Below are 19,479 nucleotides of genomic sequence, written 5' to 3'. Positions count from 1 at the left end.
CGGTGGGCTCTCCAGCCTCTACGCTTGGCAACATGGAACTCACGATCAGGCTCGCCACCGAAGAGGAACTCGACGGAGTCGCCCAGTTGGTCGTCGATGCGTACGCCGAGTTCGCCGCCGCCATGTCACCGGACGCCTGGGCGATGTTCGCGCGCGACATCGCCAACGTGCACGGGCGCAAGCACGACGGGGACATCGTCGTTGCGGTCGACGAGTCGGGCGAGATCGTCGGAACGGTGACGATGTTCCGCGAGTGGCGTGGCGTCCAGGAGGGCACCGTCGCCATCCGCCTCCTGGCGGTCCTGCCCGACCAGCGCAATCAGGGCATCGGGACGGCCCTGGTCAGGTGGGTGGTGGAGGAGGCTCGGGCCTCGAACAAGGGTCGTGTCGTCGCCACGGTCATGAAGATGATGGACGCCATCCGGGAGATCGTCGAGCGGGACGGGTTCGTGCGCATGCCGGAGTTGGATCACGAGCCGGCGCCGGGCGTGCGCGCGGAGGGCTTCTGCCTGGAGCTCAGCTAGGCGGCTGGGGCTCAGCGAGCATTACCAGTGGATGCCGCGGAGCAGGTGGGCGAATGCCAGGCCCTCTGACGACGCCTCGTCCTCGTCGGTCGCCACCTCGGACGAGCCGTTGCGTGCGGCCCGGGAGTCGGGGAACAGGTGGTAGCCGGTGTTCAGGATGGCGTCCATCAGCTTGGGGGCCAGGGCCTGGCCGACCTGAGCCGCGTTGCCGAGACCGGTCGCGATCCGCTTCGGCCGGTCGATGATGGCGCGACAGATCAGGCCGCCGGCCGTCTCCGGCGTGCTGGCCGGGAAGGCGTCGTACATCTTCGTCGGTGTGATCATCTCGGTGCGGACCAGTGGCATGTAGATGGTGGTGACGTGGCAGTTGTCGTCGATGATCTCGGTGCCGGCGCACCGGCTGAACGCATCGAGCGCCGACTTGGAGGCGACGTAGGCGCTGAACCGTGGGACGTTGGTCTGCACACCGATGGAGGAGACGTTGATGATGTGGCCGAACTGTCGCTCCCGCATCCCCGGGAGGAACCCCAGGATCAGCCGGAGCGCGCCGAAGTAGTTCAGCTGCATGGTGCGCTGGAAGTCGTGCAGCCGGTCATACGACATGGCCAACCCGCGGCGGATCGACCGACCGGCGTTGTTGACCAGGATGTCGACCCCGCCATGGGTGGACAGGACCTCCTCGACGAGGCGGGCGACGTCATCGTCGTCGGTCAGGTCGCAGGGATGGACGAAGGCGGTGCCGCCGGCTGCCTCGACGTCGGCCTTCGTCGCCTCCAGGTTCTCGGTGCTCCGGGCCACGAGGAGGACCGTCCCACCGGCGGCGCCGATCTGCTGGGCGGCCGCCCGTCCGATGCCGGAGGAGGCCCCGGTGATCATGATCCGCTTGTCGGCGACCGCGCCCGCCAGCGAGCGGTCCTCGAACAGGGCGGGGTCGAGGTTGCGGGCCCAGTAGTCCCAGACCTTGTCCGCGTAGCTGTAGACGGCGGGGACGTCGATGTCCGTGCCCTCCAGCGCCGCCTGGGTGTTGGTCGAGTCGAAGGTGGTCGGGTTCGACACGTAGGTGAAGAACTGGCGGGGGATGCCGGTGCTGTCCGTGATGGCCTGCACGATGCGCCGAACCGGTGCCAGGGCCATCAGGCCGAGCGTGACGGTGTTCGGGACCAGATCGAAGACGCCGGGGTCGATCCGGATCCCGAACCGGGGGGCTCCGGCGGCCTTGGCGAAGGTGTTCAGGACCCGGCCGGCGGTCTGCGGGTTCGGGTCGGTCAGGTGGAAGGTCTGGCCGTCCCGGTCCGGGGTGTGGGCGATGTGGTCCAGCGCGTCGGCGACGAAGTCGACCGGGACCAGGTTGGGTCGCCGGCCCTCGATGCCGATGAGGGGGAACCAGCCCGGCAGGCTGTGGCGCAGCCGCTTGAGCAGGCCGAAGGCGTACGCGGGTCCGTCGACCTTGTCCATCTCGCCGGTGCGTGAGTCCCCCAAGACGATGCCGGGTCGGTAGATCCGCCACGGGCGGGTGCAGTCGGACCGGACCAACTTCTCGGACTCGTGCTTGGTCCGGTAGTACGGGTCGGACAGGCCGGTTGCCTCCTCCAGCATGTCCTCGGTGAACGTCCCTCGGTAGGTCCCGGCGGCGGCGATCGAGGAGATGTGGTGGACCGTGCCGGCCTGGATGGCCTCGGCCAGATCGAGCATCCGACGGGTGCCGTCGACGTTGGCGATCCGCTGGCGTTCCGGGTCGGCGGTGATGTCGTACACCGCCGCCAGGTGGAACAGGTGGTCGACCTGGCCGGCCAGGCCCTCGATCGTGGCGGCGTCGACCCCCAGGTTGGGGAGGGTCAGGTCGCCGATGACCGGGATCAGGCGGTCCTCCTGGAGGCCGTAGCGGCGACCGATGGCCGCCAGCTTGCCCACCGACTCCGCACGGACGAGGCAGTGGATCGTCCCGGGCCGGCGGGCCAGCCGCTCGATGAGGTTCCGCCCGATGAACCCGGTCCCACCGGTGATGAAGTAGGTCACGTCGTGGAGCGTAACGAACGTGGCCAGGTGCGCGCCGGCCTGGACCGCCCCCTACGTGCCGTTGGACGGCGCGTTCAGGGCGGCGCCGACCGGGACTGTGTGGTTCTGGTCGCGTATTCGGAACCTGAACCACACGCAGGGGGGTGCTGGGGATCAGCCGATCGCGACCTGGGTGGCGCCGCCGACGGGTGAGGCGAACACCTCACACCAGACCAGCACGGTCCACTCGCCGGCGGGGAGGTCCACCTCCGGCGGGATGGCGTAGTTGGACGAGCCGACGTTGCCGGTCAACGGTCCCAGGTTGATGTTGCCCTCTGCCAGGCCCTCCTGGTTGGTGCCCGGAACGAGGTAGACGACGGCCTCGGGGACCTGCTGCAGGTTCACGTCCTCGAGGCGGACGATCGAACTGCCGTCCTCCAGCGTGTAGATCGCGGCCTCGCCTTCAGCGAAGTGGTTGTCCAGGCCGACGAAGGTGCCGTTGCTGAGCTGCACGGGGCCGGCAGGGGCTGCCGGCTCCTCGGGGGCGGGCTCGGGCTCCACGTCCTCGGGTTGGGCGACGTCCGGCTCGCCGGCTGGCTCGGCAGCGCTGTCGGCAGCCCCGTCCTGGGCCGCTCCGTCCTGGGCCGCTCCGTCCTGGGCAGGACTGTCCCCGACGGCCTCCTCGTTCTCAACGCTTGGATCCGCGGCCGACCCTTCGGCATCAGTCGGCGCTTCCGCGGTGTCGTCGGCCGGAGCTTCGGCCTCAGCCGACCCGGCCTCAGCATCGGCGGCCCCCGCAGGCTCCTCGGCCTGGTCGGCGCTGACAGCAGCGGTCTCCAGGCCGGGGAGTGCCTCGTCGACCACCACGTCCTCGGCGTAGTAGGGCGCGATGAACAGGTACCCGACGACGGCCAGTGGGACCAGCAGCAGACCGGTGATCAGCCACTGGTTCGACAGGTAGCGGCGGAGCAGCGCCGAGAGGCCGAGGATGGCGGCGATGATCCCGGCAACGATCGCGATGGCTTGTGGGCTGTTGAACAGGGCCGTGTAGACCTCGGGGCGGGTGATCCCGACGACGATGCCGACCAGGATCGGCAGTCCGATGAGGACGATGCGCGGGGCCAGCGACGCGCCGGATGACGGCTGCTGTGGGCCGGACGGCGGCGGGGGCGGCGGAGCAGTGTGGTGTGGTGCCTGTTGGGTGCTCATGGGGTCCAGTGAACGCGTCGTCGGCGTGGGTAACTCCAGTTCTTACGACACTGTAATGACCCTTGTCGGGCGTTTGCGCGACGAACGGCCGGGCACCACCACACCGGGGTGCGTTGCCGATCCACCCCGAATGTCACACTCGTCGCCGTTCGGGCGTGACCTGCGGGAGACCACGTCAACCCAGAGGGTCCCCCACACGTCTTCGGGGGTGAGACCGTCGTCCAACGACCGAAGGAAGAACTGTCATGTCATGTCGCCTCCTCGTAGCGATGTTCGCACTGCTGCTGCTGGTGCTGCCAGCGCCCGCCACGGCCCAGGAGCAGGAGTTCACGGTGGGGCAGCCACGACCCTCGGACCTCCCCGAGACGCTCGACACCGAGCGGTTCAGGATCCACTACACCACCGATGAGTCCTCACCAGATGCGACGAGCCGAGACGTGGCAGAACGGATGGCCGCGGCCTTCGACGAGGCGTATGAGCTGACCGTGATCCAGGAGGGGTGGAGGCCGCCGCTCGACGACGGCCAGCTCGGCGGCGACGGACGAATCGACGTCTACCTGAAGGACCTCATGGGCCAACTGGGACTCGCCGACTATGACGGCGCCTGTGAGGAACCCGAGTGCCCGTCGATCTCCGGGTCGATTCGCATGGAGGTCGACATGGCGGACGAGGACATCCTCGGCATCGCCCTTCACGAGCTCCACCACCTGACACAGGCTGCGATCTCGGGCATCACCCAGCCGTGGCTCCGTGAGGCGACATCGACCTTCGAGGAGGTGGCCAACACCGACCGAGTTCGAACCGGGGACATCTTCGCCTACGCGGGCAACACCGATGTGCCCCTGCGTGACGCCGAGGACGGCGCGACCGAGTACGGCGCCCACGTGGTCATGCAGTGGTTGGACGACCAGTTCGACCTGGCGCTGATCCAGGACATCTGGGCCCGGACGGCGCAGAACAACGGCCTGCCGCTGGCGGCGATGAATGACGAACTGGTCGAGCGGGGCTCGTCATTCGCCGAGCAGTTCGTCGAGTTCGCCGAGGCGTCGATGATCTGGAACCAGCCGGGCGTGTTCCCGCGGGACACATCCCAGGGTGAGGTGGTCACCTACCCGGAGGTCGCCCGACAGGACACGATCGGGGCGGACGGCTCGGCGAGCACGACGCTGAGCCCTGCCGCCTACGCCGTCTACGACATCCAGCCGACGGCCGACGTCACGGTGGAGGTGTCGACTGCCGACTACCTGCTGGGAGGTGCTGCGCTGGTCGCGTCACGAATGGACGGCACGGTGGAGCAGCGCTCCGGCCAGTTCGAGAACGGGACGGTCACGCTGTCACTCGACGGCCTGGACGAGGCCGAGCGGGTCTCGGTGGCTGTCGTGAACGGGGAGAACACCAACCGCGGAGTCGAGGTCAACGACATCACCTTCGACGTCCAGGTGATCTCGGAGGGCGGCCCGATCCCGGATGGCAGCACCGTCCCCGCGCGGGTGGATGGCGTCAACCGCTACAACACTGCGGCTGAGCTGGCCGCCCTTGACCACCCCGACGGCGCGGAGGAGGTCATCCTCGCGAGGGCTGACGACTTCCCCGACGCGCTCGCCTCAGCGCCGCTCTCACCCCGTGGTGACGTACCGGTCCTGGTGACTGACTCCGACCGCCTGAACGACGAGACGGCGCGGGCCATCACCGACCTCGGTGCCAGCACCGCGATCATCATGGGCGGGACCGCAGCGGTCGGCGAGGCCGTGGTGAGTGCGCTCCCGGACTCCGTCACCGACGTCCAGCGAGTCGAGGGGCCCAACCGCTTCGCCACGGCTGCACGCGCCGCCGAGCTGCTCGCCGCCGAGCGAGGCATCAACGAGGTCGAGGGGCAGACCACCGCATTCGTCGCCCAGGGTGGCGACTTCGCCAGCGCGCTCGCTGCGGCGCCGGCCGCCGCGGCGCAGGGCTTCCCGATCCTGCTGGCCGAGACCGACCGACTGCCTGAAGAGACCGCGCAGTCCCTGACCGACCTCGAGATCCAGCAGGTCTACCTGCTGGGGAACGACGATCAGATCACCCCTGCGGTGCAGGAGCAGATCGCCGACCTCGACATCACGGTCGAGCGGGTCGCGGGCGCTGATCGGTTGCGCACCGTCGAGCGCATCGCCCAGCTCTCCGTGCGGGCCGGATGGGTACCCGGGACCAGCGTCCTTCTGGGCCGGGGTGACCTCTTCGTCGACGTCCTGGCCGCAGGTCCCCACGGCGCGGTGACGGGGTCCCCGATCGTCCTGACCGAGTCGCCCACGCGCCTCGGGAGCGGTGCGGTGTCCTACCTGGCCGATCCGACGGCCTCCCTCCCCGACGCCGTCCAGGCGATCGGTGGGACGGCGGCCGTCAGTGTGGACGTCCTCGCCGCAGCCATCGGGGTCACCGACGCGCGAGGACCGGTGGACAGCGACGCCGGCGCCAGTCAGTTCCTCCGTCTCGGTGAGGACCAGGCCGTCGCGGTCGGCGATGCGGTGACGATTCAGGCCGAGCCGTTCTTCCCCGACCAGGTGCTGCCCGAGACGCTCGCCGTCGGCCTGCTGCCGTGCGCAAGCTCGTCGGTGACGATCAACGATCAGCTCCAGCTGGAGAAGGCCGATGTCGACGGCGACGGCCGAGCCGATGCACTCGGGAGCACCGACACCGGCACAGCTCTGATCGTTCGGTCGAACGGTGAGTCCGTCGATGGCGCGGCCCTCCTGCCTCACGTGGAGGTGCAGGACGATCAGGCATCAGTGGCGCTGGACAGCTCCGCTGGGCCGGACTGCACACAGGTGGTGGCCTGGGAGGACGAGGATGGCGATGGCCAACTGCGCCTCACCGAAGACGGCTTGGTGGCCGAGCTGTACGGCACCGTCGAGGTCCGCTTCGAGTAGCGGTCCACCAGGAGATCGTGCCCTACGTGGCCGCGTCGTTGACCACCAGGCGGATGCGCTTGTTGGCCTTGCCCTTCGACTCGGTCTTGGTGACCTCCACCCGACCCACCTCCGCCGTGGTGGCAACGTGGGTGCCGCCGTCGGCCTGCCGGTCCAGACCGGCGATGTCGATGACGCGGAGGGGGTCGATGAAGGCTGGGATGAGGTTGGCCTTGGTGCGGATCAGCGCCGGGTCATCATCGGCCTCAGCTCGTGAGATGAAGTCGACCATGATCTCGCGGGCCCGCTCGATCTCCTCGTTGATCCGCCGCTGCGCCTGCTGGCCGAGTTCTGCAGACATGGCGTCGAGCTCGAAGTCCAGCCGACCCTTGAGGGGCTCCATGTTCCCACCGGTGACGGCCACACCGAAGTCGGCCCAGATCACGCCGCAGAGGATGTGCAGGGCGGTGTGGGTCCGCATGAGCTGGTGCCGGCGCTCCCAGTCGAGCGTCCCCTCCACCGGCGTGCCCGGGTCGGGCAGCGGTGTTCCGTCGGCCAACTCGTGCCAGACGAGCGCCTTGGTCTTGCCGACCTTGGTGACGTCCAACGAGAGCATCCCGTCGGCGCCGCCGTCCACCGCCAGTAGGCCACGATCCGCGGGCTGGCCACCGCCGCCGGGGTAGAACGCCGAGCGGTCGAGCGCCACGCGGTGGGCATCGGTGTCCACCGCGACCACCGTGGCCTCGAAGGTCCGCAGGTAGGCGTCGGTGCTGTACAGCTCGTCGGTCGGCTCGGTCATACGGGGATCCTAGGACCACTGGACCGGCCACCTCGCCGGCCATCCGGCGAACGCACCAGGCGCTGGCTCCGTGGCTGCAGGCTCAACCGCTGAAGGGCATCCCGAGGCTGGCACCGTCCATGTCGGTGATGGTGTCCCACTGCTCGGCGATGGCATCCGGGGTCGGTATGTCCTCGAAGGACGCCCCGGCCGACTGGCTGAAAGCGACCCGGGCGTAGTTGCCGCCGCCCGCAAGGATGATCTGGCCGCTGTCGGTCATCTCCTCGCTGCACAGATGGGCGACGAGGGGCGAGACGTACGCCGGGTCGAACTTCTCGAGCGACGCCTCGTCGAAGATGTCCTCGGTCATGCGGGTGGCCGCGATGGGGGCCACGGCGTTCGCCCCGATCGAGTACTTCTTCCCCTCGAGGGCCAGCGTGTTCATCAGGCCGACCATCCCGAGCTTGGCGGCCCCGTAGTTGGTCTGGCCGAAGTTGCCGTACAAGCCACTCGTGGATGTGGTCATCACCACCCGCCCGAAGGACTGCTCGCGGAAGTGGGGCCACGCGGCCCGGGTCACGTTGTAGGTCCCGTACAGGTGCACCTTGAGGACCGCGTCCCAGGCTGCGTACTCCATCTTGTGGAAGGTGCCGTCCCGGAGGATCCCGGCGTTGTTGACCACGCCGTCGACCTGGCCGAAGACGTCCAGCGCGGTCTGGACCACAGCTGCTCCGCCCTCCTCCGTCGCAACGTCGTCGTAGTTGGCAGCGGCCGCTCCCCCGGCCTCCTCGATCTCGGTGACCACCTGGTCGGCCATCTGGCTGCCGGCACCGGTCCCGTCCCGCTTCCCACCCAGGTCGTTGACCACGACCTTGGCGCCGCGGGAGGCCAGCAGCAGCGCGTGCTGCCGCCCCAGCCCGCCACCTGCCCCGGTCACGATGACGACTCGTCCTTCTACTCCGGCCATGGTCTGGGTGTCCTCCTGGAAGTGGGTCTCCGACAGGATCGACGAGGCTACCCGTGGCATCGCCCGGCACGAATTGTGGTGATTCAGACCCGGCCACCTCGGCTAGGGCAGAACCATGGCTGACGAACAACTCTCCCTCCAGGACGTCCGCGACCAGATCGACGATGTCAAGATCGCGATGCTGACCACCATGGACGTGACCGGACGACTCCGAGCGCGGCCCCTCACCGTGCAGGACATCGATGACGAGGGGCACGTGGTCTTCGTCGTGGACAGCGGTGCGGAGTGGGTCATGTCGGGGGCACGGGCCGCGAACGTCAGCCTGACCGACGACGACGTGTGGGTGTCGATCTCCGGGACGCTCACCATCTCCGAGAGCGCCGAGTTGCTGGACGAGCTATGGGACGAGGCGACGGCCGCATGGTTCGAGAACGGCAAGGCCGATGCCGTGGTGGCGCACCTCGCCGCGGATGTCTGGGAGTACTGGACCGCACCGAACAAGCTGGTGCAGGCATTCCAGATCGGCAAGGCCGTGGTGACCGATGACACGCCCGACGCGGGCGGGCGAGGAACGATCGACGTCTAGCTAGCGACGACCGGGGCGCACGGCGAGGGGGTCGCGGCGCTCAGCCGGTGGCTGTCAGGCAGCGGCCATCGGGCAGCCGCCCAGGTGTGTCCAACGTGGGGTCGAATGGACGTCGGGGCTGATGCCCCTTGGGCAGTGCTCTCACCTGGTCTTCTCGGTGCGCCAACTCAGGCGTGTTGAGGCGCCGGTCCAAGGGGGCATGGCAAGTGTTGACATGGTTTTACACAGGCCAAGACTTGCTGGCCTAGCTTGATAGGCCGTACAGTGCCCAGCCATGACACGACTGCTGTTGTTGGTTGCGGCCCAGGGCGCCGGTGTGGCCCTGACCCACTCCCTGTCGTTGCCCTATCGGGCGCAGCTCACCGTGACGTGGGTCCGATCGGTCGAACTGGCTGACCTGCTGACGGCCACGGTCCACCTCGGAGCCTGGCTGGCGACCTGGTGGTTGCTCCTCGGCACCGTGGTCGACCTCGTCGGGGCTCTGGTCCACGCCAGGACGGCTTCGCATCGTGGGGCGGCCGGGCCCCGGCCGGGTATCGCGCCCGCATGGGTCCAGCGGGTGGTCAACCGCGCCGTCGGGGCAACGCTGGTCCTGACCGTGGCCGCCGGCCCGGCGGCAGCGGCGTCGCAGGTCTCTGAGGCCGTCCCGGTCCAGCAGGTGGTATCCCCGCCGGTGCCGGTGATCGGCTCCGACCCCATCGGTGTCACCGCTCCCCCGGTCGACCCCGCGCCAACTGCGAACCCGGTCGACCCTGCCCCAACTGCGAACCCGGTCGACCCGGTCAGGACCCCCAATCCAGTCGACCCGCCGAACACGACCGGCCCCGGCGGGGCGTCCCCGACGCCGACTCCTGCACCCCCGGCGGTCCCGCCCTCCACGGGTCACGGCCCACCCCCACCGGACTCGGTTCAGTCTGCGACGCCCGCAGGAGGCCCGGGCGTCGCGGCCCCCGCACCACCGACAGCCGGCGTCGACTCGCACACCGTTGCGGTCGGCGAGAACCTCTGGGTCATCGCCCGTGGGGCGCTGTCTGGCGGCGAGGACCGTCCCACCGATCGCCAGGTCCACGCCTACTGGCTGCGGTTGATCGAGGCGAACCTCGAGGCCGAGACCGTCTCCTCGGGCGACCCGGACCTGATCCGGCCCGGCGAGGTCCTCACCCTGCCGCCACCTGATGTGGTGGTCGCGTCGTGACCACGATGGGGGCGGCGGCCCGCGGCGTGGATCGAACCGCGATCCCGCCGCGGGTTCGGGTCAGGCTCCTGACGTCGGCGCTGTGGACCGTTGTGGTCCTCGGGCCACTGATCGGCACCGCGGCGCTCCTGCGACCGCCTGTTGCGCTCCCACCGGAGGCGCCGCCCGCACCACCGGCCGGCGTCACCGGACTGGCCGAACTCGCCGTGATCGCCCACCTCGGAACTGCAGGGCGCACCGTCGACCCCTGGCTCGAACCCGCGGCGCGAGCCTTCGCCGTCGCGGCGATCGACCGGTCGGTCCCCACCGAACTCCTGGAGGCCGACGTCACGGCACGCCGGGCTCGGCCTGACCACGTCGCCACCCTCGGTGTCGCGCGGGCTGGGCCGGACCGCTGGGGCGTCACCGTCGGCGTCGCCGACAACGGCGTGGTCCTGACCTACCAGGTGACCATCGCCATGTCGCCCACCGGACCGCTGGTCGAGATGCGCCCCACGCGCGTGAGCCGGCCGGCCCCCGACAGCCACCCCCAGTCGCTCCTGCCACCGCTGCAGCCACCGGACGAGCAGGACCCGGCCCACCAGTCCGCTGGCGGCTTCGCCCGCGCCTACCTGAGCGGGGCGGGTGAGCTCGACCGCTACGTCGCCACCGACGCCCAGGTCGAGCCGCTCCTGCACCCGGTGCAGGAGGTGAACGTCCAGCGAATCGCTGCCTCGCCCTACGGCCCCACCCAGGCCATCGCCCTGGTCGAGGCCCGGACGATCGGAACCGACGGGCGCATCGAGGTGATGCACCTCCCCCTGCTCATGGATCGCAGCGGCACGCACTTCGAAGTCCGCAGCGTCCTCCCGGCCGTGCCGCTGGAGGCCCCGCCCGGCACGGGGTGAGCTCGCTCGAACCCGAGCAGCCTCCGACGCCAGCTCACTGTTCCACCACCAACCGAAAGGCAACACCGTGATCGACTTCCTGAGTCAGATGATCAACCAGTTCGGCACCGTCATCCAGGCAGCCATAGCTGTCGCCGCCTCTGTCTACGTCGCCGGCGTGTGGTGGAAGACCAAGGCGCTGGTGCCCACCATCACCGCCGTGGTCATGGCCGGATTGGTCGTCTGGGCCACCGGCAACGTCGAACTGCTCGAGGGGCAGATCGACGTCGACGCCCAGACCTGGGTGCAGTGACGCGAGCGATGGAGTGCCGGACCTACACCCACGCCCGACGATTCCCGCTGGTGATCGGCAAGGTCGGCGGCTACGCACTCCCCACGCCACTGACGCCAGCCCAGGTCGGCGTGCTGCTCACGACGGTGATCCTGGAGGTGTCCACCCGACACCTCTGGGCCGTCCTCCCGGGCGCACTCGATCTGGTCGTGGCCATGCTCCTGCCCCTCGTCCTGGCCTGGGCGGTCAGGCACGCCCGCGTCGAGGGACGGTCGCCCGGGCGCTACGCCCTCGGTCTGCTGACCTACGCCGCACGGCCACGACAAGGTGTGCGGGATGGTCAGCCCGTCCGGGCCGTCCGACCCCACACCCTTCGACCGGCGGACGGAGGTGCGCTGTGGCCCTGACCCCGGCCCGGCACATCGACGGCAACCGGATCTGGACGCGCGACGGGGCCGTGTGGGCGGTGTGGCGTGTGGAACTGCCCAGCTATCCCTTCCTGCCCTCGGAGGGAAAGCTTGCTCTGCACGCCCGCGTCAAGGATGCCATCGTCGCCCTGCCACGGGTCTCCCAACTGATCGGTGTGACGCGGCCGGTTGATGCCCGGGAGCTGGCCGAGCGGGTCGCCGCCGCCGTCCCCGCAGCCGCCGCCGCCCGATGGCGAACCCACGCACGACAGCCCCTGAGCAGGTTGGTCGAGCAGCGGCCCGTCGAGCGGCGGGTGTACCTGGCGGCACAGATCATCCGGCCCCGGGCTCGCACGGTGTTCGACAGCGCCTGCGCGGCCGTCGCAGGCACCTTCGGCATCCCGGTGGCCGAGACGCCCCAGACCGACCGCGGCGTCGCCGCCCAGCGGGCTGCCGACCTCGGCAGCCGATTGGCTCGGACGATCGACGTGGACCAGGTGGGTCCTGGCGAGCTCCGATGGCTGTATCGCCGAGCCGCGCTGCGCGGACTGGACGCACCGCCGCTGGCCCGCCGTGAGCGGCTGACGGCCAGCCGTCACCTGGACGATGTGGTGCTGTGGGAAGGCGGGACGGCCGAGGACCCGGGACGCCCTCGTCATCGCCGGTACCTGCGGGTCGACACCGACGTCGGCACGGCCTATCAGAGCGCGCTCGTCGTCTCCGAGATGCCGGCTCGGTTCTCCTACCCCGGCGGTGGTGAGTGGTTCGGCATGGCGGACCTGGCCCCATTCGACGTCGACTGGCATGCCCGCCTGGAAGCCGTACCCAACATCGAGGCGCAGACCCGGGCCCGACGCCAGCAGCGGCAGCTGAACGCCCAGTACGCCGAGTACGAGGGGGAACCCGCCGGAGCGCCCCGGACGCTGGCCTCGGCGCTGGAGGGGGTCGACGACCAACAGGCGTCCCTCGTGGCTCACCCCGGTGACCCGGAGCTGCTGGTCACGATCACCTACGTCGTCGCGGGCCGTTCGCCGGCCGAGGTGGACACCCGGGCCGCGGGACTGAAGGACCTGCTGGAGCCGTGGGGGTACAGCCTGCACCGACCCACGGGCGGCCAGGTGGCACTGTTCCAAGCCGGTCTACCCGGCTCGACCGTGCCAGCCGTCTGCCGCGACTACACCCAACACCTCCTGCCCCGCGACCTGGCCGCCGGCGTCCCGGTGGCAGGGACCGCCGTCGGGGACCCCCAGGGCATCCCGATCGGGCTGAACCTCTCCGGCGGGCAGCCCGCGCCGGTCCTGCTGGACCCGGCCTTCGGACCGGCGACGAACCGGTCCGGCTCCCTGGGGATCTTCGGTGCCCTGGGCAGCGGCAAGTCCTACTTCATCAAGCGCCTGCTGCTGGGGACGATCGCCCGCGCAGGGCGAGTCGTGACCCTCGACCGGACCTCAGCCGGCGAGTACGCCACCCTCGCCTGTGCGGTTCCAGGTGACGCCGCCGTGGTCAGACTGGACGAGCAGACCCAGGTCGGCATGGACCCACTGCGGGTGTTCGGCGACGAGACCGGAGTCCGGGTGGCGCTCGGGTTCCTCACCCTGCTCACGCGGACCACCCCCTCCGACGTCGACGGAGCGGTCCTGGCCCAGGCCGTTCGCCGCGTGGCGGCAGCGGGCGGCGTGCTGGCCGACGTCCTCGGTGCGTTGGAAGCCGACGACGAGCCCGCGGCGCACGGTCTGCGCCGCAAGCTGGCGAGCTACACCGATCATCCGTTGGCCCAGCTGGTGTTCGCCGATCGCCCACCACTGGCACTGGACGCCGACTACATCTGCTTCCACGCGCCCGGACTCTCGCTGCCCGACCGCGAGGCGATGCTGCACGAACACCTGGCCCGCCAGTTGCTCCCCGAGCAGATCTTCGGCCAGGCGCTGCTGTACCTCGTCGCCGCCGTCGCGCGGACCCTGACCTTCGAGGACGGCGAGCGGTTCGGCGCCACGCTGATCGATGAGGCCTGGGCGTTGACGGCCAGCCCCCAGGGTCGACAGCTCCTGCTCGACTCGATCCGCGACGGCCGCAAGCACAACGCCGCCGTGTGGCTGCTCTCCCAACACCCCGGAGACCTCGGGGACGATGCCCTGAGCCACCTCCTGGGCATGCGGATGCTGTTCCGGCAGAGTCGCGGCGCCGCAGCCGCCGGTCTGGACTTCCTGGGCCTGGAGGCAACCGACGATCTGATCGGGCTGGTCACGGCCGATTTGCAGACCGGGCAGTGCCTGCTTCGCGACGTGCAGGACCGCGTCGGGCTCGTCCAGGTCCTGCCGGCCGCCACCGCTGCAGTCGAGGAGGCGCTGGACACCACACCGGCGGCAGCCGCATGACGGCCGGTCGGGGCAGACGCCTCCGATGGGCAGGGCTGCTGGTGGTCGTCGTCGCGGTGGTCTGGTCACCGTCGATGTCCGGGGCGCAACCCCTGGCCGACGAGGCCACCGGCGGCCCGACTGAGCCACGCCCGGACACCACGCCCGAGCCGGTGCGGAGCCCCACGCCGTCGGAGATCCCACCGGCTTCGGTCGGGGCGCCACTGGACGAGCCGGCCCCGCCGCCGGATGACGTGGACCAGGCCGACGAGGGTCCGGATGACCAGGCGCCGGTGCTCGCCCCGATCGAGGGACTCGGGTCGGGAGCCTCACCCGAGCGGGGGGACCCGAGCAGCGTGCCAGATGTCGTGGAGGACATCCGTGGCTACGACGAGGAAGAGTTCTCCGCGGTTGACCTCGTCACCGAACTGCTGGGCGAGCATGCCAGCCCAGCAGATCGGAACCTCGCCCACTACGAACTCGGCGCGTCCGTCGACCTGGTGGATCGGGCATTCGTCACCATCGCGCGCTTCTTCTTCTCGATCGGCGTCTGGGTGTTCACGGTTGCGGGGTGGGTGCTCCGACTGGTCCTGCGATTCGACATCGCCCACCTGCTCAGCGGTGACGTGTCCGCGCTCAGCCAGTCCTACGGCCACCTGCTCCGTGGTGGCCGCTCCGGCATCCCGCTCAGCGAGCTGATGCTGCTGCTAGCGATCGCACACGCTGGGTGGCAGATCTTCCGCCACCGAGCACAAGCAGCCATGGGCGAGGTGTTGGTGGCAGTGTCCATTGCTCTGATCGGCGGTGGCCTGCTCCACGGTGCGGAGAACACGGCCTGCACCGGCCTGTCCGTCATGAGCGACCTGACCGTTGGGATGATGGAGCTCGGCAGCACCGACGGCGACCCCGACCAGGCACGGTCGGACTACTGCGCCGGCGGTGTTCCGGCGCAGAGCCGCTTCGACGACGTGCTGAACAACCACTTCGACACCTTCGTCCACGAGCCGTTCATGGTGCTGCAGTGGGGGTCCATCCCGGATCCCGAGAGTGCCTGCGGCGCGGTCGCCGGCGAACTGGTCGAGCAGCGTGCCTGGGACAACATCGACGAGCCGCGCCGCTGGATGAACGACGTCGGTTGCCCCAACATGAGCCTGTTCAACGCCAGGATGAGTGCCAGCCGCGTCATGGCCTCGGGTGCCTATGCGGTGGCCACCGCCGCGTTCGGGGTGGCCGTGATGCTCACCGCCGGCACCCTGCTGATCGCGCAGGTGGCCGGCGTCCTGCTGATCCTCGCCATGCCCGTTGCCTTCGTGGCCGGCATCGCGCCCGGTGCCGGCCGGGAGCTGCTCGCCCGATGGTTCCACAGCCTGCTGAAGGTTGCTGTCCTCTTCATGGGGTCGGGCTTCTTCCTCTCTCTGCTGCTGACCTCGGTCGGGACGGTCCTGGATCGGGCGTTCGGTCAGCCCATCGTGGTCAGGATGGCGCTTGCGCTGGTGCTCGCGTGGGCCCTCGTCATCGTCCGGGGGCGTGTGTTCAAGTCGATGCGGTTCGCCGCGAGGAGCACCGCCGCACGCGTGGCCGGCCCGGGCGCCGACGTCGGGGCGCAGGGTCGTGGTCCCGGTGCTGCCGTCGGCGGCGCGGTCGCCCGCGGCACGGCCAGGGCCGCCGCCACTGCGGCCGACGTCCATGCTGGCGCGGTGGCGGTCAAGGCCGGCATCACCGTCGTCAGGCAGGGGCTGGAGGGACTCGGCACGGGGTTGGCACCGACGGCGCTCAATCGCGGCAGTCGCCTGCGGGCGATGTCCCGGCGCACCCAGCAGCCGCGAGAGCAGGCCTCGGGGACGTGATCGGTGTGTCCGCGACAGCGGGTTGTTCACGGTGACCGGCTGGAAGGTGGTCATCCTGGTCGCGCCGGTGCTGCCGGTTGTGTTCGTGGTCGCGCTCATCGTCCTCGTCGCCGCGGGTGGCGCCGACTCGGGCGCGGCGCTCGTTCGGACACATCAGGACATCCCCGAGACGGCAGCGCGCGCCTACGCTCACGCCGCCGAACGACTGGCCGAACGCGACGAGACCGATGGCGGGCCCTGTCCGGTGTCGTGGGCCCTCTTGGCCGGGATCGGCAAGGTCGAGACCGACCACGGGCGCTTCGGGGGGTCGGTCGCCGCAGCTGACGGCGATGTCCGGCCGCCGATCCAGGGCGTTCTGCTGGACGGCTCACTCCCCGGCACGCGGCCGATCCTCGACACCGACGACGGCCGGCTGGACGGCCACACCGGGTACGACCGTGCACTCGGACCGATGCAGTTCATCCCCGGCACCTGGGCCGCCTACGGCAGCGATGGTGACGGGAACGGGCAGGCCGACCCGCACAACTTCTTCGACGCGGCCCTCTCGGCGGCCACCTACCTCTGTGCGGCGGCCCGTGATGCCATCGACTCCGACACCGGTCGTCGTCAGGCCGTCGGCGCGTACAACCGGTCCTATGAGTACGTGCAGGAGGTGCTGACGTGGATGACCACCTACCTGGCCGCAGCCACGACGTTGGACGGTGAGCCGTTGGTGATCGGCGGTGGCGCGTGGGTGAACCCGGCCCCCCAGTACGTCCGGATCTCGAGCGGCTACGGCTATCGGATCCACCCGATCAGCGGTGCCAGGAGGTTCCACGCCGGTCTGGACCTGGCCTGCCCGGCAGGCAGTCCCATCGTCGCAGCCGGGTCCGGAACCGTAGCCCACACCCGCCGGGAGGGCGGCGCCGGCAATGTGGTGTGGGTCGACCACGGTGAGGGCTTGCGCACCCGCTACCTGCACCTGCAGAACGGCTCGTTCGTCGTCTCACCGGGCCAGACCGTCGTGGCCGGTCAGCACATCGCTGCGTGCGGCAGCACCGGCAACTCGACCGGTCCCCACCTGCACCTGGAGGTCTACCCGGCAGGGGGCGGGACCACGGATCCCCACAGCTTCCTGGCCAGTCAGGGCGTCACCCTATGAGCCTCAGCTCGGGAGCGGTCTTCCAGCGTGCGTGTCCCCCGAGTCGGATCATCCGGACCGAGTGGACGAGCAGCGCGTGCGGCTCAGCGCCGACGGCCGCGCTGGGCGCCCTGGTGACGCTCGACGTCGGTCGGGCGGCGATACAGCACGATGTCGCTGGTCCGGGAGCGTTGCACCTCACGGATTGCTGCGCGCGCCTCGGCCTTGACGTCCTCGACCTCCTGCTGGGCGGCCGCCAGCCGGTCCTGCATCTCGTCCAGACGGTCCTCGAGCGCGAGGATCCGCAGAACCCCGGCCAGGTTGATGCCGTCGCCCTGGGTCAGCTCCTGGATCAGCTGGACCCGCTCGACATCACGCGCGGAGTACCGTCGGGTTCCGCCGGGGGTTCGGTGGGGCTTCAGCAGCCCGCGCCGCTCGTAGGTGCGCAGCGTCTGGGGGTGCACACCGGACAGCTCGGCAGCCACCGAGATGATGTACACCGCACGTTCGCGCATCAGACGTCCACGTCCTCGCTCGCAGCATCCGCCGTCGCGCCGTTGCGTGACAACGCGTTCAACGTGGCCCGCGGATCGGAGTCGTCCATCGCGGCGAAGTCTTCCACGACCTTCTTCTGGGTCTTGGTCAGCTTCTGTGGGACGGTGATGGTCACGGTGACCAGCAGGTCGCCGCCGGACTTCTTGCCCTTCCCGCGCTTCGGGGCACCCCGGCCACGGACGCGGAAGGTCCGTCCGGACTCCGTCCCGGCGGGGATCTTCAGGGTGACCGAGCCATCCAGGGTCGGGACCGAGATCTGGGCGCCGAGCGCGGCCTCAGCGAAGGTGATCGGCACGCTGAGCTTGAGGTTGTCACCCGAGCGGACGAAGACGTCGTGCTCGGCCACCGTCACCTCGACCAGCAGGTCCCCGGGCTGACCGCCGTACATGCCAGGCTCGCCCTTGCCGGGCAGCTTCACCGTCTGACCGTCCCTCACCCCGGCGGGCAGCCGGGTCCTGACGGTTCGGGTCCGCTGCTCGATACCCGAGCCGGCACAGGTCGGGCAGGGGTCGTCGATGACCTCCCCGCGACCGGCACACACCGGGCAGGGTTGGGAGAAGGCGAACAGGCCCTGGTTGTCATTGACCACACCCTGGCCGCCGCACCGGTCGCAGCGGTGGGGGAAGGTGCCCGGGCGGGCCCCCATGCCGGAGCAGGTGGAGCAGACGGCGTTGCCGCGTACCCGAAGGGTGACCGTGACTCCGGCCATGGCGTCCTCGAAGGACAGGGTCACGCCGGTCTTGACGTCGTTGCCGCGTCGCGGGCCGGTCGGCCTGCCACCACGACCAGCGGAGGCGCGGGCGCTGCCGCCACCACCGCCGAAGATGTTGCCGAGCAGGTCGTTCAGATCGATGTTCTGCGTGCTGCCCCCGAACGGTGCGCCGCCCTGGAAGCCGCCGAACCCGCCGCCCCCCAATCCACCGCTGGCAGCCAACTGGCGGAACTGGTCGTACTCGGCGCGCTTGGATGGATCCGACAGGACGCTGTTGGCCTCACTGACCTCCTTGAAGCGCTCCTCTGCCTTCGGGTTGTCCGGGTTGGCGTCGGGATGATTCTCCCGGGCCAGCTTCCGGTAGGCCTTTCGGATCTCGTCGGCCGAGGCGTCCGATGCCACACCGAGCATCTTGTAGTAGTCCTTCTCGAGCCAATCAGCCTGTGACATCGGGTCCTCCTCTCTGGTGTCGATGCTCGCGCGGCAGCGCGATGATGCTGGGGGTCACTCCACGACCTTGACCGACGCGGGGCGCAGCAGTTGGTCGTGGTAGCGGTAGCCGACTCGGAGGACTTCGGCGACCTCGGGTTGCGGGCGGTCCTCGCCGTCGGCTTCACTCATCAGCGCTTCGTGGTGCGCGGGGTCGAACACCGATCCCACCCCGTCGACCTCGGAGAGGCCGGCCTTCTCGAGCGCCTCGAGCAGCTGGTCGTGGACCAGCTGCACGCCCTTCGCCAGTTGGGCGTCCTCAGACCTCGCAGCTGCCTGGAGCGCAAAGCCGAAGTTGTCGAGGACCTCGAGCAGGCCCTCCATCACGGCTGCTGCGCCGCGACCTCGGGCGGCCGCCACCTCCTTGTGGCGGCGCTTGTTGAGGTTGTCGTAGTCCGCGCGTGCCCGGAGGAGCTGGTCTCGCAGTTCGTCCCGTTCGGCCTGGGCCTGTTCCAAGGGGTCGGGCTCGGGCTTGGGGCCGGCATGGTCCTCGCCCAACTCGGGGCGATCGACCGGCGGTCCCTCCTCTTCGGCGGGAACGGCTCCAAGCGAGCCGGCGTCGTACTCATCACCGTCGGGCGGGGCCGCGCCAGTTGTGGCGGCGCCCCCCTCCTCGATGTCGAGCACGTCGGGGTCAGCCGGCGCGTCGTCGACGGGTTCGTCGGGTGCGCCGTTGTCAGGTGAGTTGTCGGCCACGG

At 70.0% G+C, this 19,479-nt stretch carries 17 protein-coding genes; 10 read left to right on the top strand and 7 right to left on the bottom strand.

The genetic code is table 11. The annotated features are described in order from the left end of the window. The first annotated feature begins 32 nt into the window (after positions 1-32). Positions 33-524: a GNAT family N-acetyltransferase gene (locus C1746_RS04210; RefSeq protein WP_116713430.1), complete on the top strand. Its 492-nt coding sequence runs from the start codon at positions 33-35 to the stop codon at positions 522-524. A 21-nt stretch (positions 525-545) separates the two neighbouring features. Here C1746_RS04210 and C1746_RS04205 read toward each other — a convergent pair whose 3' ends face one another. Both C1746_RS04205 and C1746_RS04200 read right to left on the bottom strand, forming a co-directional pair. Continuing rightward, positions 546-2,540: an SDR family oxidoreductase gene (locus C1746_RS04205; RefSeq protein WP_116713429.1), complete on the bottom strand. Its 1,995-nt coding sequence runs from the start codon at positions 2,538-2,540 to the stop codon at positions 546-548. 153 nt (positions 2,541-2,693) lie between these two features. Continuing rightward, the gene (locus C1746_RS04200) at positions 2,694-3,728 is read right to left on the bottom strand and encodes a DM13 domain-containing protein (RefSeq protein ID WP_116713428.1); all 1,035 of its coding nucleotides are present in this window, start codon (positions 3,726-3,728) and stop codon (positions 2,694-2,696) included. 245 nt (positions 3,729-3,973) lie between these two features. Between C1746_RS04200 and C1746_RS04195 the strand changes: the two genes are divergently transcribed. Beyond that, positions 3,974-6,634 carry a cell wall-binding repeat-containing protein gene (locus tag C1746_RS04195; RefSeq protein WP_116713427.1) on the top strand — a complete coding sequence of 887 codons (2,661 nt, stop codon included), beginning with the start codon at positions 3,974-3,976 and terminating at the stop codon, positions 6,632-6,634. Positions 6,635-6,656: 22 nt separating this feature from the next. Here C1746_RS04195 and C1746_RS04190 read toward each other — a convergent pair whose 3' ends face one another. Together C1746_RS04190 and C1746_RS04185 are read right to left on the bottom strand one after the other, a co-directional pair. After that, positions 6,657-7,412, bottom strand: coding sequence for an alanyl-tRNA editing protein (locus tag C1746_RS04190; protein ID WP_116713426.1), 756 nt, complete (start codon positions 7,410-7,412; stop codon positions 6,657-6,659). Positions 7,413-7,494: 82 nt separating this feature from the next. Continuing rightward, entirely contained in the window at positions 7,495-8,358 is an 864-nt protein-coding gene (locus tag C1746_RS04185) for an SDR family oxidoreductase (protein ID WP_116715560.1), read from the bottom strand. Positions 8,359-8,473: 115 nt separating this feature from the next. On the opposite strand from C1746_RS04185, the gene C1746_RS04180 reads away from it, so the two are divergent. The 8 genes from C1746_RS04180 to C1746_RS04150 all read left to right on the top strand — a co-directional run bounded on the left by C1746_RS04180 (position 8,474) and on the right by C1746_RS04150 (position 17,046). Then, on the top strand, positions 8,474-8,944 hold the full coding sequence (locus tag C1746_RS04180; protein WP_116713425.1) for a pyridoxamine 5'-phosphate oxidase family protein: 471 nt from the start codon (positions 8,474-8,476) through the stop codon (positions 8,942-8,944). A 274-nt stretch (positions 8,945-9,218) separates the two neighbouring features. Continuing rightward, complete coding sequence (locus C1746_RS04175) at positions 9,219-10,139, top strand: LysM peptidoglycan-binding domain-containing protein (protein WP_116713424.1); 921 nt, start codon at positions 9,219-9,221, stop codon at positions 10,137-10,139. Next, a complete protein-coding gene (locus tag C1746_RS04170) occupies positions 10,136-11,026 on the top strand; it encodes a hypothetical protein (protein ID WP_116713423.1) in 891 nt (296 codons plus the stop codon). Before C1746_RS04175 ends, C1746_RS04170 begins: the two co-directional genes overlap by 4 nt. Before the next feature lie 67 nt (positions 11,027-11,093). Next, complete coding sequence (locus tag C1746_RS04165; protein ID WP_116713422.1) at positions 11,094-11,318, top strand: hypothetical protein; 225 nt, start codon at positions 11,094-11,096, stop codon at positions 11,316-11,318. Continuing rightward, a complete protein-coding gene (locus C1746_RS04160; protein WP_116713421.1) occupies positions 11,315-11,704 on the top strand; it encodes a TcpE family conjugal transfer membrane protein in 390 nt (129 codons plus the stop codon). The genes C1746_RS04165 and C1746_RS04160 overlap by 4 nt, the downstream gene beginning before the upstream one ends. Then, a complete protein-coding gene (locus tag C1746_RS04155; protein ID WP_116713420.1) occupies positions 11,695-14,079 on the top strand; it encodes an ATP-binding protein in 2,385 nt (794 codons plus the stop codon). The genes C1746_RS04160 and C1746_RS04155 overlap by 10 nt, the downstream gene beginning before the upstream one ends. Then, entirely contained in the window at positions 14,076-15,905 is a 1,830-nt protein-coding gene (locus tag C1746_RS22415) for a hypothetical protein (RefSeq protein ID WP_205711702.1), read from the top strand. The genes C1746_RS04155 and C1746_RS22415 overlap by 4 nt, the downstream gene beginning before the upstream one ends. A 31-nt stretch (positions 15,906-15,936) precedes the next feature. Then, positions 15,937-17,046 carry a peptidoglycan DD-metalloendopeptidase family protein gene (locus tag C1746_RS04150; protein WP_205711701.1) on the top strand — a complete coding sequence of 370 codons (1,110 nt, stop codon included), beginning with the start codon at positions 15,937-15,939 and terminating at the stop codon, positions 17,044-17,046. An 83-nt stretch (positions 17,047-17,129) separates the two neighbouring features. Here C1746_RS04150 and C1746_RS04145 read toward each other — a convergent pair whose 3' ends face one another. The 3 genes from C1746_RS04145 to C1746_RS04135 are packed head-to-tail and all read right to left on the bottom strand — an operon-like array spanning position 17,130 to position 19,477. Continuing rightward, positions 17,130-17,540, bottom strand: a complete 411-nt coding sequence (locus tag C1746_RS04145) for a heat shock protein transcriptional repressor HspR (RefSeq protein ID WP_116713418.1) — start codon at positions 17,538-17,540, stop codon at positions 17,130-17,132. Next, positions 17,540-18,742, bottom strand: coding sequence for a molecular chaperone DnaJ (gene dnaJ, locus C1746_RS04140; RefSeq protein WP_116713417.1), 1,203 nt, complete (start codon positions 18,740-18,742; stop codon positions 17,540-17,542). Before dnaJ ends, C1746_RS04145 begins: the two co-directional genes overlap by 1 nt. A gap of 54 nt (positions 18,743-18,796) precedes the next feature. Next, the gene (locus C1746_RS04135) at positions 18,797-19,477 is read right to left on the bottom strand and encodes a nucleotide exchange factor GrpE (RefSeq protein ID WP_116713416.1); all 681 of its coding nucleotides are present in this window, start codon (positions 19,475-19,477) and stop codon (positions 18,797-18,799) included. Positions 19,478-19,479: the final 2 nt, after the last annotated feature.

It is taken from the genome of Euzebya tangerina (assembly GCF_003074135.1).
GTDB classification, from domain to species: Bacteria; Actinomycetota; Nitriliruptoria; order Euzebyales; family Euzebyaceae; genus Euzebya; species Euzebya tangerina.
This window is presented reverse-complemented; position numbering and strand designations above follow the sequence as displayed.

Bases quoted from the DNA above. Each gene is read 5' to 3' on its own strand.
- C1746_RS04210 (WP_116713430.1), top strand. From the start codon at position 33: ATGGAACTCACGATCAGGCTCGCCACCGAAGAGGAACTCGACGGAGTC.
- C1746_RS04200 (WP_116713428.1), bottom strand. From the start codon at position 3,728: ATGAGCACCCAACAGGCACCACACCACACTGCTCCGCCGCCCCCGCCG.
- C1746_RS04195 (WP_116713427.1), top strand. From the start codon at position 3,974: ATGTCATGTCGCCTCCTCGTAGCGATGTTCGCACTGCTGCTGCTGGTG.
- C1746_RS04190 (WP_116713426.1), bottom strand. From the start codon at position 7,412: ATGACCGAGCCGACCGACGAGCTGTACAGCACCGACGCCTACCTGCGG.
- C1746_RS04185 (WP_116715560.1), bottom strand. From the start codon at position 8,358: ATGGCCGGAGTAGAAGGACGAGTCGTCATCGTGACCGGGGCAGGTGGC.
- C1746_RS04180 (WP_116713425.1), top strand. From the start codon at position 8,474: ATGGCTGACGAACAACTCTCCCTCCAGGACGTCCGCGACCAGATCGAC.
- C1746_RS04175 (WP_116713424.1), top strand. From the start codon at position 9,219: ATGACACGACTGCTGTTGTTGGTTGCGGCCCAGGGCGCCGGTGTGGCC.
- C1746_RS22415 (WP_205711702.1), top strand. From the start codon at position 14,076: ATGACGGCCGGTCGGGGCAGACGCCTCCGATGGGCAGGGCTGCTGGTG.
- C1746_RS04145 (WP_116713418.1), bottom strand. From the start codon at position 17,540: ATGCGCGAACGTGCGGTGTACATCATCTCGGTGGCTGCCGAGCTGTCC.
- dnaJ (WP_116713417.1), bottom strand. From the start codon at position 18,742: ATGTCACAGGCTGATTGGCTCGAGAAGGACTACTACAAGATGCTCGGT.